13 protein-coding genes are annotated in these 13,402 nt (G+C 64.1%); 3 read left to right on the top strand and 10 right to left on the bottom strand.

Annotated elements, in window-relative coordinates:
• Positions 1 to 4: 4 nt before the first annotated feature.
• From JGZ97_RS11705 to cysD, 10 genes are all read right to left on the bottom strand, one after another.
• The gene (locus tag JGZ97_RS11705) at positions 5 to 520 is read right to left on the bottom strand and encodes a hypothetical protein (RefSeq protein ID WP_207062807.1); all 516 of its coding nucleotides are present in this window, start codon (positions 518 to 520) and stop codon (positions 5 to 7) included.
• A gap of 126 nt (positions 521 to 646) precedes the next feature.
• Positions 647 to 1,279 carry an endonuclease III gene (gene nth / locus JGZ97_RS11700; RefSeq protein ID WP_207062806.1) on the bottom strand — a complete coding sequence of 211 codons (633 nt, stop codon included), beginning with the start codon at positions 1,277 to 1,279 and terminating at the stop codon, positions 647 to 649.
• 5 nt (positions 1,280 to 1,284) lie between these two features.
• Complete coding sequence (locus tag JGZ97_RS11695; RefSeq protein WP_207062805.1) at positions 1,285 to 1,986, bottom strand: electron transport complex subunit E; 702 nt, start codon at positions 1,984 to 1,986, stop codon at positions 1,285 to 1,287.
• Positions 1,979 to 2,644, bottom strand: a complete 666-nt coding sequence (gene rsxG, locus JGZ97_RS11690; protein WP_207062804.1) for an electron transport complex subunit RsxG — start codon at positions 2,642 to 2,644, stop codon at positions 1,979 to 1,981. The genes JGZ97_RS11695 and rsxG overlap by 8 nt, the downstream gene beginning before the upstream one ends.
• A 1-nt stretch (position 2,645) precedes the next feature.
• Positions 2,646 to 3,680 carry an electron transport complex subunit RsxD gene (gene rsxD / locus JGZ97_RS11685; protein ID WP_207062803.1) on the bottom strand — a complete coding sequence of 345 codons (1,035 nt, stop codon included), beginning with the start codon at positions 3,678 to 3,680 and terminating at the stop codon, positions 2,646 to 2,648.
• Positions 3,681 to 3,684: 4 nt separating this feature from the next.
• Positions 3,685 to 6,045 carry an electron transport complex subunit RsxC gene (gene rsxC / locus JGZ97_RS11680; RefSeq protein ID WP_207062802.1) on the bottom strand — a complete coding sequence of 787 codons (2,361 nt, stop codon included), beginning with the start codon at positions 6,043 to 6,045 and terminating at the stop codon, positions 3,685 to 3,687.
• On the bottom strand, positions 6,042 to 6,641 hold the full coding sequence (rsxB, locus tag JGZ97_RS11675; protein WP_207062801.1) for an electron transport complex subunit RsxB: 600 nt from the start codon (positions 6,639 to 6,641) through the stop codon (positions 6,042 to 6,044). Before rsxB ends, rsxC begins: the two co-directional genes overlap by 4 nt.
• 8 nt (positions 6,642 to 6,649) lie before the next feature.
• Positions 6,650 to 7,231 carry an electron transport complex subunit RsxA gene (gene rsxA, locus JGZ97_RS11670; RefSeq protein WP_207062800.1) on the bottom strand — a complete coding sequence of 194 codons (582 nt, stop codon included), beginning with the start codon at positions 7,229 to 7,231 and terminating at the stop codon, positions 6,650 to 6,652.
• Between the two features lie 145 nt (positions 7,232 to 7,376).
• Positions 7,377 to 9,113 (bottom strand): sulfate adenylyltransferase subunit CysN, encoded by a 1,737-nt coding sequence (gene cysN / locus JGZ97_RS11665; RefSeq protein WP_207062799.1) that lies wholly within the window; start codon positions 9,111 to 9,113, stop codon positions 7,377 to 7,379.
• Positions 9,114 to 9,175: 62 nt separating this feature from the next.
• Entirely contained in the window at positions 9,176 to 10,093 is a 918-nt protein-coding gene (gene cysD / locus JGZ97_RS11660) for a sulfate adenylyltransferase subunit CysD (protein WP_242521708.1), read from the bottom strand.
• Positions 10,094 to 10,402: 309 nt separating this feature from the next.
• Here cysD and JGZ97_RS11655 point away from each other — a divergent pair, with 309 nt between their 5' ends.
• The 3 genes from JGZ97_RS11655 to JGZ97_RS11645 all read left to right on the top strand — a co-directional run bounded on the left by JGZ97_RS11655 (position 10,403) and on the right by JGZ97_RS11645 (position 13,391).
• On the top strand, positions 10,403 to 11,188 hold the full coding sequence (locus JGZ97_RS11655; protein WP_207062798.1) for a sulfite exporter TauE/SafE family protein: 786 nt from the start codon (positions 10,403 to 10,405) through the stop codon (positions 11,186 to 11,188).
• Between the two features lie 78 nt (positions 11,189 to 11,266).
• A complete protein-coding gene (locus JGZ97_RS11650) occupies positions 11,267 to 12,925 on the top strand; it encodes a nitrite/sulfite reductase (RefSeq protein ID WP_207062797.1) in 1,659 nt (552 codons plus the stop codon).
• Positions 12,909 to 13,391: a DUF934 domain-containing protein gene (locus JGZ97_RS11645; protein ID WP_207062796.1), complete on the top strand. Its 483-nt coding sequence runs from the start codon at positions 12,909 to 12,911 to the stop codon at positions 13,389 to 13,391. The genes JGZ97_RS11650 and JGZ97_RS11645 overlap by 17 nt, the downstream gene beginning before the upstream one ends.
• The last annotated feature ends 11 nt before the right edge of the window (positions 13,392 to 13,402 follow it).

The raw sequence follows: 13,402 nt of genomic DNA, 5'->3' as shown, positions 1-13,402 counted from the left end.
CCGCTTACCTCCACACCTTGTGGCCGACCTGGCCGGCGTCGATATTCAGCTCCACGAACAGGGGCTGGGAGCCCTTTTCGATGGTGAATTCGGTGCTCATCGCCGGTTGGCCGGGGCGCCCCATGCCGTATACCTGGGCCTGGATCAGATGAAAGCCGGGGGGAATCAGGGTGGTGTAGAGCACCTGGTAGGCACGGTCCATGAATTTCTCAATATCGCCGACGCTGTAGCGGTGGGTCTTGACCGGTGTCTCGTCGATGCTGAGTTCGAGGCGCTCAAGCAGCACCTGGGGTTTGTGCCCCTGGGTCAGCATCACCACCAGCAGGTTGGTCTGGGGAAACAGCAGGGATGATTCGGTGACGTAGAGCTCGTGAATCAGGTCCAGGGCGGCGTTCTGGGCGGCGCGGCTCTGCTGCAGCAAGGGCTCCGCCTGGGCCGTGAGAGACAGCATCCAGGCCAGCAGCAGAACCCAAATGCGCCTGAACGGGCGACGGCGGGAAAAACGGGAAGCCATCCTCATACATCATCCTTAAGGGTGGGCGGCAGTAGACGGCATAAACGGCCAGTACCGGGGGTGAAACAGCGCGCCTACAGAGCCGGTATTCTAACCAGCGCCGCGGCTAATAAAAAGCCCGTGCTAGGAAGGCTACTCCGGCTTATCGGGGTATTCGCACAGGTCTTCGATCAGGCAGGCTCCGCAGCGGGGCTTGCGCGCGGTGCAGGTGTAGCGGCCATGGAGAATCAGCCAGTGGTGGGCATCCTGCAGGAACTCCCGGGGCACCAGGCGCAGGAGTTTTTTCTCCACCTCCAGCACGGTCTTGCCGGGGGCGATGCGGGTGCGGTTGGAGACCCGGAAAATGTGGGTGTCTACGGCCATGGTGGGCTGGCCGAAGGCGGTGTTGAGGACCACGTTGGCGGTTTTCCGTCCCACCCCGGGCAGCGCCTCGAGCGCTTCCCGGGTATCGGGCACCTCGCCCGCGTGGTGCTCGAGCAGTGCCCGGCAGGTCTTGATCACGTTTTCGGCCTTGCTGTTAAACAGGCCGATGGTCTTGATGTAGCCCTTGAGCCCTTCGACTCCGAGATCGAGTATCTGCCGGGGGGTGTTGGCCACCGGAAAGAGCTTGGCGGTGGCTTTGTTGACGCCCACGTCGGTGGCCTGGGCGGAGAGTATCACCGCCACCAGCAGCTCAAAGGGGGTGTCGTAGTTCAGCTCGGTGGTGGGCGTCGGGTTATCCGCCCGCCAGCGCTCGAAAATCTGCTGTCGCTTGGTCCGGTTCATGGTGCTCAGCCCGTGACCCGCACCCGCTTGCTGCCGCTGGCAACGGCGGGCGTGGCCCGGGCCGCCCGCCGTTGGTCAAGGCGCTGGTCGATCACATTTTTCAGGGCGATGATCAGCCCCATGCCGACAAACGCCCCGGGCGGCAGGATGGCAAACAGAAAGCCCTGGTAGTCCCCCACCAGGGTCAGCTTCCAGTGAGCGGCCGCCGGGCCGAACAGCAGCTGCATGTCGGCGAAGAGGGTGCCTTGTCCCAGAGCCTCACGCAGGCCGCCCAGAAGCAGGAGCACGGCGCTGAAGCCGAGTCCCATCATCGCCCCGTCCAGTACTGCAGGCAGTACCGGGTTCTTGCTGGCGAAGGCGTCGGCGCGGCCGAGAATGGCGCAGTTGGTGACGATCAGCGGAATGAAAATGCCCAGAATCTGGTAAAGATCAAAGGTAAAGGCCTGCATCAGCAGCTCGACGCAGGTGACGAAGGAGGCAATGATCATTACAAAAGCGGGCAGGCGCACGGTGCTCGGGACGAGATTGCGCACCAGGGAAACACAGAGATTGGAGGCGATCAGCACCAGGGTGGTGGCGATTCCCAGCCCCAGGGCGTTGACCACCGAGCCGGTGACGGCCAGCAGCGGGCAGAGGCCCAGCAGCTGCACCAGGGCCGGGTTGTTGTGCCAGAGCCCGTCGAGGGTGATTTTTCGGTAATCAGCCATGGTCAGGCTCCTTGATCAGGATGGTGGGGCCGGCGCTGTCTTGCTCCTGCAGCAGGGCGGCGCGGTGCTCGCCGAACAACAGGATCGCCTTCTCGACCGCCTCGGTCACCGCGCGCGGGGTGATGGTGGCGCCGGTAAACTGGTCAAAGCGCCCGCCGTCTTTTTTAACCGCCCACGTGGGGTCGTTGGGGCCCGCCAGCCGCTCGCCGGTAAAGCCCAGGACCCAGTCCGACTTCTTCAGCTCCACCTTGTCGCCGAGACCCGGGGTCTCGTGGTGCTCAAGAACCCGTACGCCGGCTACCGAGCCGTCGGCATGAATGCCGGTGACCAGCTTGATGGGACCGGTATAGCCGTCGGCGGCGATGGTGGGAATGAGCACGGTGCGCACCCGTCCGTCACGGCGGGCGAGGTGGACGTCAACCCCCTGGGGGTAACCGATGCTCGGTGCGCTGGCAATGTGCTGGGTGTCGTGGAGCAGGTCGTTCTCCACCTCGCTTTCGGGCACGATTTCGTACAGGGCTCGCGCCTGGGCCGCTTCGCGATTTTCGGCGATCCGCGCCTGGGTGGCGTTCTGGGTCAGGGCGATGGCGCCGGCGGTGATGATGGCGACCACGGCCAGCCCCAGGCTGTTGGTTCTGATTGCGCTGAAAAGAGCCATGTTACCCCCTGATTCCTTTGTTGGCTTTCTTGTGGCCGTAGGTTCGGGGGCGGGTGTAGTAATCCAGGAAGGGCACTGCGAGGTTCATCAGCAGCACCGCGAACGCCACGGCATCGGGGTAGTTGCCCCAGCTGCGGATAATGTAAATCAGCAGGCCGATGCAGAATCCGTAAACCAGCTTGCCCTTGTTACTGGTGGCAGCGGTGGCGGGGTCCGTGGCGATGAAAAAGGCCCCCAGCATGGTCGCCCCCATGGTGAGGTGGAAGAGCGGCGGGGCGAAGTTGCTGGGGTCGGAACCGTAGAAAAAGCCCGACACCATGAAAAGTGCGAACAGTATGGCCACCGGAATGTGCCAAGTAATGATGCGCCGCACCAGCAGGTAGAGACCGCCGAGCAGGTAGGCCAGGCTCACGGCCTGCCAGGCGCCGAAGCTGTCCTTGAGTCCGGCCACCTGCGCCCAGAGCTCTTCCTGGGTGAGGGCCCCCTTGTTCTTGAACGTGTCCAGGGGGGTGGCGTGGGTAAAGGCATCGGGCAGGGGGGTGAGCTCGAAAATCACCTTCAGGGTCGCCAGCAGGCCCGGGTTGTCGCCGCTCAGGGAGACCGGAGGCGCCCACTGGGTCATCTGCACCGGAAAGGCGATCAGTAGCAGCGCATAGCCCACCATGGCCGGGTTGAAGGGATTCTGGCCGAGACCACCGTAGAGCTGCTTGGCCAGGACAATGGCCACGAACATCCCCACCAGGGTGACCCACCAGGGGGTATAGGGCGGCAGCGCCAGACCGAGCAGAACCGCGGTCAGCACCGCGCTGTAATCCTTCAGGTAGAAGGCCACCGGTCGGCGGCGCAGTTTGATGACGGCGGCCTCGAAAACCAACGCCAGCACGCTCGCCCAGAGCACGTTGACCAGCGGTCCCCAGCCGAAATACCAGACCAGCGCCGCGAGTCCCGGCAGAGTGGCCAGGATCACCTGCCGCATAACGCCGCCGACATGGCCGGGGCGCCCGGTGTGGGGTGAGCTGGTGTGTATCAGGGTCATGGCGTCACGCGTCCTCTACCGCACCCGCTCGGGGCTGGGCGTCTTGCAAGGCCCGCTCGGCGTCCGCGGCCTTCTGCCGCAGCCCCGCGAGGGCCGTTTCCAGTTGATCGGCCGAAGCCAGCCCCTTCTCACGGGCGTCCGCCAGGGCTTTCTCGGTCTTCTTCACCTTGGTCCGGGCGATGGCCGCGGCGCTCTTGAGCGCCTTGAGGTCTGCCTCAACGGGGCTTGCCGGCTGGGCCGCTTCGGCCTCCGCCAGGGCCCGGGCCGCTTTCTCGGCCTGGGCCTCGAGTTCGCGGACCTGGGGCTCAAACTCGGCTATCTGCTCCGTGTCGCCGGTTTCGCGGGCATCGCTCAGCGCGCGCTGGGCTTTTTTCAGCTTGGTGCGCGCTACCGCCGCGGCGGTCTTGAGGGCCTTGATGTCCAGTGCCGGGGAGGCCGTGTCTTCCTCTTGGCCGCTAGCGGCGGCTCGCTCTGCCTCTTCGAAAGCCCGTTGGGCCTCGTCGGCCTTGGCGCGGAGGGTGGCCAGGGAGTCCCGCAGTTTCTCGGCACTGGGGGCGCCCTTTTGCTCAGCCTCGGTGAGGGCCTTTTCGGTCTTGCTGACCTTGGTGCGGGCCACAGCGGCGGCTACCTTCAGGGCTTTGAGGTCGGGCTCTTTGGAAGGATCTGCCTGGGCTTGCTGCTGCGCCTGCTGCAGCTGCTTCTCGAGGGCGTCGCTGCGGGCCTGGGCGGCCGCGACCTCGGCCGCCAGGGCTTGGCTGTCTCCTTCGCCGGTGGCCTCGGCCTGCTCCAGTGCCTTTTGCGCCTTCTTCAGCTTGGTGCGGGCCACGGCCGCCTGGGTCTTGAGCTGCTTGAGCTGGGCCTCCGGGTCGCTTGCCTGCGCGCCGGCGTTGGTAGCCGCGGGCTGGGGTCTACTGGTCTGGGCACGGGCGGCTGCTTCGGCACGCTCGCGCCGCTTGCGGGCCTTCTCCTCTTTTTCCTGCTCAAGGCGCGCCTGGCGGGCCTCGAAACGCTGCCGGGCCTGCTCGGCCTTGCGCTGTTCGACCTGCTCCTTGCGGATCTCCCCCTTGGCAAAGCGGTAATACTGAACCAGGGGAATGTTGCTGGGGCAGACATAGGCACAGGCCCCGCACTCGATGCAATCCATCAAGTTGTAGTCCAGGGCCTTGCCGAACTCGCGGCCCTTGGCGAACCAGTGCAGCTGCTGGGGCAGCAGGCTGGCCGGGCACACCTGCTCGCACTGACCGCAGCGGATGCAGTTCTGCGCCGGCGGCGCCGGGGGAAACTCCTCCTGCGTGCCGGCGATCAGGCAGTTGCTGGTCTTGATCAGGGGCACACCGGGCTGGTCCAGGGTGTAGCCCATCATGGGCCCGCCCATGATCAGCCGCGACAGGCGCTCGCGGTCCACGCCGGCCTCGTCGAGCAGGTGGGACACCGGGGTGCCCAGCAGAACCTCGTAGTTGCCGGGCCGCTCGGCGGCGTCCCCGGTGAGTGTGGTGATACGGGATATCAGCGGCTCGCCCGCGTGCACGGCGCGGTAGACCGCGGCCAGGGTGCCGACGTTCTGCACCACGATGCCGATATCGGCGGGAATCTGGCCATGGGGGACTTCCACCCCGGTGAGCAGTTTGATGAGCTGGCGCTCGCCGCCGCTGGGGTACTTGGTGGGCACCACCACCACCTCGATATCCAGCGGGCTTCGGGCGGCGGCGGCGTTGATCGCCATGGCCGCCTCGGGCTTGTTGTCCTCGATGCCGATCAGCACGTGGGTGGGCTGGATCAGGTGGGTGGCAATCTCCAGTCCGCCGATCACCTCTTCGGCGCGCGCTCGCATCAAGGTGTCATCGGCGGTGATGTAAGGCTCGCACTCCACGCCGTTGGCGATCAGGGTGGTGACGATATGGTCGTCCGACAGGTGCAGTTTGATGTCGGTGGGAAAACCGGCGCCGCCCATGCCGGCAAGGCCCGCGACACGGATCTTCTCCGCAACATCTTTCTTGCTTGCGGCACGAAAATCTTCGATGCCCTCGAGCTCGGCCCAGCGCTCTTCGCCGTCGGGTTCGATCACGATGCACAACGCATCCATCCCCGAGGCGTGGGGGACCGGGTACATGCCGATGTCGCTCACGGTGCCCGAAGTCGGTGCGTGGTGAAAGACGCTGACGTGGCTGCCGGGATCGGCAATACACTGCCCCTTGAGCACCTTTTCTCCCACGTTCACCCGGGGCACGGCGGGGGTGCCGATGTTCTGCTGCAGCGGCAGGATCAGACGCTCGGGCAGGGACAGGGGCTGCAGGGGCTGTTGCAGGGACTGCTGCTTGTTTTCCGGCGGGTGAATGCCGCCTTGAAAGCTCCAGATACGGCTCATGTGGTGCTCCCGGTGACCGCGGCGCGGTGACCCCGGTCGGTGGCGATGATCTGTACCCCCGGCCGGGGCTCCGACCAGCTCCAGCTGGCGAGGGTGGGCTCGATGGGGATCATGTCGATGCAGTCCACCGGGCAGGGCTCAACGCAGAGGTCACAGCCGGTACACTCGGAAATGATCACCGTGTGCATCTGCTTGGCCGCTCCGAGGATGGCGTCGACCGGGCAGGCCTGAATGCACTTGGTGCAGCCGATGCACTCGTCCTCGCGAATGTAGGCCACTGCCCGGGGCTTCTCTTCGCCGTGTTCGGCGTCCAGCGGCTGCGGCTCCACGTCCAGCAGATCGGCCAGGGCGTCGATGGTGCTCTGCCCCCCCGGGGGGCACTTGTTGATGGCTTCGCCGTTGGCGATGGCTTCGGCGTAGGGGCGGCAGCCCGGGTGGCCGCATTGTCCGCACTGGGTTTGGGGCAGCAGCTCGTCTATCTGGTCAACGATGGGATTGCCCTCGACCTTGAACCGGATGGAGGCAAAACCCAGCAGGGCGCCAAACACCAGGGCCAGGCCAAGCAGGGCGAAGATGGCGATCAGGATGCTTTCCATGGGGCTCCCTAGAACTGCACCAGGCCGGTGAACCCGAGAAAGGCCAGTGACATCAGGCCGGCGGTGATCATGCCGATGGCCGAGCCGCGAAACGGCCCCGGGACGTCCGCCACGGCGATACGCTCGCGCAGCGCGGAGAAGAGGATCAGTGCCAGGGAGAAGCCGGCGGCAGCGCCGAAACCGTAGAAGATCGACTCCAGAAAACCGTTCTGCTTCTTGATGTTGAGCAGGGCCACCCCCAGCACCGCGCAGTTGGTGGTGATCAGCGGCAGAAAAATGCCCAGTACCCGGTAGAGCAGGGGGCTGGTCTTGTGCACCACCATCTCGGTGAACTGGACCACCACGGCGATGACGAGGATAAAGCTGATGGTCTGCAGGAAGGCCAGGTCCAGGGGCAGCAGCAGGTACTGGTAGACCAGGTAGGCGCAGACCGAGGAGAGGGTCAGCACAAAGGTGGTGGCCAGGGACATGCCCATGGCGGTCTCCAGTTTGTTGGAGACGCCCATGAACGGGCACAGGCCCAGGAACTGCGCCAGAACGAAATTGTTGACCAGTACGGTGCTGACCAGGATCAGCAGGTAATCAAGCATGGGGTTGCGGCCTGTCTACAGCAACAAGGTGCCAAAGTGAAACCCGCGGCGCCCGCCCAGGGAGGGCGGTGCGCGGCGAGGGGCGCTATTCTAGCTCGAATCGGCTCAGGCGTCATGCCGGGGCAGAGCCGCCCCGGCGCATGGGTCAGATGTAGCGGCCTTGTTTCAGCACCGTGAGTGCTTCTCTGACCGCCGCCTCGGGGTCCTGTTCCTCAAGGCTCACCTTCAGCTCCGCGTAGGCCGGGGCCTCGGGAACCAGGCACAGGCAGATCAGGCCGCTGTTGACCATCAGCTCGGCGACCGCGTCCAGGCGCATGCAGGCCTGGTCGCGATCGGCGCTGTCGCCGCCCAGGTCCTGGTTGACCGCCTGTTGCAGGATGGCGTCGCTGATGACGGTGACGGCACGGCCCTGGCCGAACAGCTGCTTCTCCAGGGTGTAGGCGGCGGCATCCCGCTGTTCGGCATGCCCCCCGTGCAGGTAGAGCTTGACGGGGCGCTGGCCGAAGCGGCGACCACGCTGCTCCTGGGTGATCTGGGGCTGGTCGCTGAGCTCAAAGTGCTCGGCGTCCACCAGCTGGCTGGCGCCGCTGCGCACCATGCCGGCGCCGACGGTGAGGTTGGTCAGGCGGTCCACCACGATAAAGGCGCCGGTACCGGGGTGGGTGCCGTAGTCATCGGCCACCACCGGGCGGTCCAGGCTCAGCTCGCAACGGCCGATCTCGTTCAGCGCCAGGCGCTCGCCGTCCTCTTTCTGCAGGGTGTTGACGTCCACCTTGTACCTCAGGTGGGCGACGTTGCCCGGCACCGTGGTGGTGCCGATCTTGATCAGGTACTCCTTGCCCGGCTCCATGGCCGCTTCGTTCATCCACACCAGGTCGGCGTCGAACTTGTTGTAGACTGCCGGCACCTTGTCGCTGTGAACGATAATATCCCCGCGGCTGACGTCGATTTCGTCCTCCAGGGTCAGGGTGACCGACATGGGCGGGTAGGCCTCCTCCAGGTCGCCGTCGTAGGTGACGATGGATTTGACGGTGCTGCTCTTGCCGGAGGGCAGTACGGTGACGGCGTCCCCGGGGCGCACCCGGCCCGAGGCCAGGGTGCCGCAGTAACCGCGAAAATCCAGGTTCGGGCGGTTGACGTACTGGACCGGGAAACGCAGGTCGTTGAGGTTGCGGTCGGCGGCAATCTGGATGTTTTCCAGCAGCCCCATCAGCGGCTCACCCTGATACCAGGGCATGTGCCCGGAGTGGTTGACCACGTTGTCGCCCTTGAGGGCGGACAGCGGCACGAAGTGGACGTCCTTCATGTTGAGGCCCTGGGTGAAGGTCTCGAAGTCGGCCTTGATCTCTTCAAACACTGCCTCGCTGTAATCCACCAGGTCCATCTTGTTTACCGCGATGATGGTGTGCTTGATGCCCAGCAGGGAGGTGATGAAACTGTGGCGCTTGGTCTGGGTCTGCACGCCGTGGCGGGCGTCGATCAGGATCACCGCCAGGTCGCAGGTGGAGGCGCCGGTGGCCATGTTGCGGGTGTATTGCTCGTGGCCGGGGGTGTCGGCGATGATGAACTTGCGCTTGGCGGTGGAGAAGTAACGGTAGGCGACATCGATGGTGATGCCCTGCTCGCGCTCGGCCTGCAGGCCGTCCACCAGCAGCGCCAGGTCCACCTCTTCGCCGGTGGTGCCGGACTTGATGCTGTCGGACTTGATCGACTCCAGCTGGTCTTCGTAAATCATCTTGGAATCGTGCAGCAGGCGCCCGATCAGGGTGCTCTTGCCGTCGTCGACGTTGCCGCAGGTGAGCAGGCGCAGCAGCTCCTTCTGCTCGTGCTGGGCCAGGTAGGCGTGAATGTCGGCGCTGATCAGTTCGGATTGGTGACTCATTGTCTCGCTCGTCTCAAAATGCTCGGTTCGGTCCTGAAGCTTGTGGGGCGGGCAACGGCCCCCTAGAAGTAGCCTTCCTTCTTCTTCTGCTCCATGGAGCCTGAGGAATCGTGGTCGATGGCGCGGCCCTGGCGTTCAGAGGTGGTGGTCAGCAGCATCTCCTGAATTACCTCGGGCAGGGTGTCGGCCTCGGACTCGATGGCCCCGGTCAGGGGGTAGCAGCCCAGGGTGCGGAAGCGGATCGGCTTCATCATCGGCTTTTCCCCGGCCTCCAGGGGCATGCGCTCGTCGTCGACCATGATCAGCATGCCGTCGCGCTCAACCACCGGGCGCTTCTTGGACAGGTAGAGGGGGACGATGGGGATGCTCTCCAGGTGGATGTACTGCCAGATATCGAGCTCGGTCCAGTTGGAGAGCGGGAAGACACGGATGCTCTCCCCCTTGTCGATGCGGGCGTTGTAGAGGCTCCACAGTTCCGGGCGCTGGTTCTTGGGATCCCAGCGGTGGTTCTTGTCGCGGAAGGAGAACACCCGCTCCTTGGCGCGTGACTTCTCCTCGTCGCGGCGGGCTCCGCCGAAGGCGGCGTCGAAACCGTACTTGTCCAGGGCCTGCTTCAGCGATGCCGTCTTCATGATGTCGGTGTGCTTTTTGGAGCCGTGGGTGAAGGGATTGATCCCCATCTCCACCCCTTCCTGGTTGATATGCACGATCAGATCCATGCCCGCCTCTTCGGCCATGCGGTCGCGGAACTCGATCATCTCGCGGAATTTCCAGGTGGTGTCCACGTGCATCAGGGGAAACGGCGGCTTGCCGGGATAGAACGCCTTGCGGGTCAGGTGCAGCATCACCGAGGAGTCCTTGCCGATGGAGTAGAGCATCACCGGCCGCTCAAACTCGGCGGCCACTTCGCGGATGATTTGGATGCTCTCAGCTTCCAGTTGCTTGAGGTGAGTCAGTCGTTGTTCTGCAATTACGCTCATGATTCGGCTCTGTGAATAGGCTTTCGACGTACGCATTTTGGGGTTCGGGCGGGTGCCGGTGATGCACAGCCCGCGCCAGTATAGACCGATAGTGTACTGACAACACCGATAAAATAAAAAAGAATAAATTAGAATCTTTTTAGATCTGGACGCTATATGAGGGGGCCGGGTTTGTGGCTGGCGAGAATTGGGTTTGTCGGGTTTAGATAACTTATCGGTCTACATAAATTTCTAATTATTCTTTTGAGTTATATATGGAAGTGCCTATTATGCCACGCTGAATTCCGAGTGTTTTGATGGACTTTGTACATGGAACTGGCATACAGCATCGCAGGGCTGGTGGTCGGCTTTATCGTCGGCCTGACCGGCATCGGGGGGGGCGCCCTGATGACGCCCATTCTGATTGCCGGTTTCGGCATCAGCCCGGCGGTGGCGGTCAGCACCGATCTGCTTTACGCCGCCATCACCAAGGCTGGCGGCGTCTGGCCCTATGCCCGCAAGAAGTTGGTGCACTGGCGGGTGGTCTTTGCCTTGCTGACGGGCAGCATTCCGGGTTCCTTGATCACCCTCTGGCTGCTGAGCGGCATCGAGGCGATGGAGTCCATCGAACACCTGATCAACCTGACCCTGGGGGTGAGCCTGGTGCTGACCTCCATTGCCGTGTTTCTGCGCAGCCGCATCCGCGACTACGTGACCCACGTCGACGCGCCACGGCTCAGGCCCCTGGTGCGGCGCTGGCGTATGACCCTGACCAGCGTCGCCGGCCTGTTGCTGGGCGGGCTGGTCACCCTCTCCAGCGTGGGTGCCGGCGCGCTGGGTACTGCCTTGCTGATCATCTTGTTTCCCCATATGACCATGCCTATGATCGTGGCCACCGATCTGGTTCACGCGGTGGTGCTGACCGGGGTGGCGGGGGTGGGCCACTGGCAGCTGGGCTTCCTGGATACCACCCTGCTGGCTTACCTGCTGATCGGCTCCCTGCCCGGAGTCTATGTGGGGGGACATCTGGGCACCCGCTTGTCGCCGAGGCTCATGCAGCCCATTATGGGCAGCCTGCTGCTCTTTATCGGCCTGCGTTTTGTGCTGGTAGGCTGAGCAACACTCTTTGCGGCCCTTGGACGGTCGCCGGACCGGGCGAGCAATCGCCCACGAGGTAATTAAAGGTAAAGATCGATGTACCAATACAGCGAACAGGACCAGAGACTGATCGAAGAACGGGCCGAGCAGTTCCGGGACCAGACCCGGCGCTACCTGGCCGGGGAGATTCCCGAGGACGAGTACCGGGTGCTGCGGCTGCAGAATGGTCTCTACATCCAGACCCACGCCCCCATGCTGCGGGTGGCGATCAACTACGGCCTGCTCTCTTCCGCCCAGCTGCGCGGGCTGGCCGAGGTGGCGCGCAAGTACGACAAGGGCTACGCCCACATCACCACCCGCCAGAACATTCAGTTCAACTGGCCGGCCCTGGAGCAGGTGCCGGACATTCTGGCGGATCTTGCCAAGGTGCAGATGCACGCCATCCAGACCTCGGGAAGCTGCATTCGCAGCGTCACTTCCGACCACTTTTCCGGCGTCTTTGATGATGAGATCGAGGACCCGCGCCCCTGGAGCGAAATCATTCGCCAGTGGGCCGCGCTGCACCCCGAGTTCGCTTACCTGCCGCGCAAGTTCAAGATTGCCGTCACCGGCTCTGCCCAGGACCGGGCCGCTACCCAGGTACACGACATCGGCGTGCGCCTGGTGCGCAACGACGAAGGGCGGGTCGGGTTCGAGGTGCTGGTCGGCGGCGGCCTCGGGCGGACCCCGATGATCGGCAAGCAGATCCGTCCGTTCCTGGAAAAGGAGGACCTGCTCACTTACCTGGAGGCGATCCTGCGGGTCTACAACTTGCGGGGACGCCGGGACAACAAGTACAAGGCGCGGATCAAGATCCTGGTGGACGCCATGGGCGCCGATGCCTTCCGTGATGAGGTGGAGGCCGAGTGGGACCGGATCAAGGATTCCGACCTGCGCCTGACGGAGGCGGAGATGGAGCGGGTGAGGGGGCATTTCCCCGCGCACCCCTACCAAAACGATGCCAGCGAGGACACCAGTTATCCCGAGCGGCTGGCCAGCGACCGGGACTTCGCCATCTGGATCGAGCGCAACACGGTCGACCACAAGGTGCCCGGCTACCGCGCCGTCACCCTGACCCTGAAGGACTTCCTCAAGGCCCCGGGAGACGTCACCGACGCCCAGATGGACCTCATTGCGGACCTCGCCGATCGCTACAACTTCGGTGAAATCCGCACCACCCACCAGCAGAACATGGTTCTGGCCCACATCAAACAGGCGGATCTCTATCCCCTGTGGCAGGCGCTGGCCGAGGCGGGGCTGGCCCGTCCCGTGGTGGGCACCATTAACGATATGATCGTCTGCCCGGGGCTGGACTTCTGCAGCCTGGCTAACGCCTACACCCTGGGGGTCGCGCGCCAGATCCAGGAGCGCTTTGACGACCTGGATTACCTCTACGACCTGGGGGAGATGCGCCTCAACATGTCCGGCTGCATCAACGCCTGTGCCCATCACCACGTGGGCCATATCGGCATTCTCGGGGTGGACAAGAAGGGCGAGTCCTATTACCAGTTCACCCTCGGCGGCTCCTCCCGGGAGGATGTCTCCCTGGGCAAGGTGCTGGGCAAGTCCATTCCCAGCGAGGAAGTGGCCGACACCCTGGAGAAGATTATCGGCGTCTTTATTGAGAACCGCCTCGAGGGCGAGCGTTTTATCGATTGTGTGCGCCGCATCGGCAATGCACCCTTTAAGGAGCGAGTCTATGCCTCTCATCATTAATCAGCAGCGGGTTAACGACGACACCTGGCTGCGGGTCAGCGAAGAGCAACCCCTGCCGTCCGCCGGCGATCGATTAGTTCCCTGGGCGCTCTGGTGCGAGCACAAGGCGACCCTGAAAGCCGCCGAGGGGCGCCTTGGCGTGCTGATCGAGCCTGATCAGGAGCTGGAAGCGCTGGCGCCGGACCTGCCGGACCTTGCGCTGGTGGCGATTAACTTCCCCAGCTTTGCCGACGGCCGTGGCTTCAGCCTCGCCCGCCTGCTGCGGGAAAAGTATGGTTTTACAGGGCAGGTGCGTGCGGTGGGCGCAGTGAGCTGGGACCGCTTGCGGTTTATGGCCCGCTGCGGCTTCGACGCCCTGGAGGTACCGGAGGAGCGGTATAGCGACGACATGCTGCAGGCCTTTGACGAGATCAGCGTGCGTTATCAGGGGGCGGCGGACGATCCCCGGCCGCTGTTCCGTCGTTAATTGCGAGCAGA

It is taken from the genome of Motiliproteus sp. SC1-56, from assembly GCF_017309075.1.
Taxonomy (GTDB): domain Bacteria; phylum Pseudomonadota; class Gammaproteobacteria; order Pseudomonadales; family Balneatricaceae; genus Motiliproteus.
Note: the sequence above shows the minus strand (reverse complement) of the source record. Positions and strands in the feature narration are given on the sequence as shown.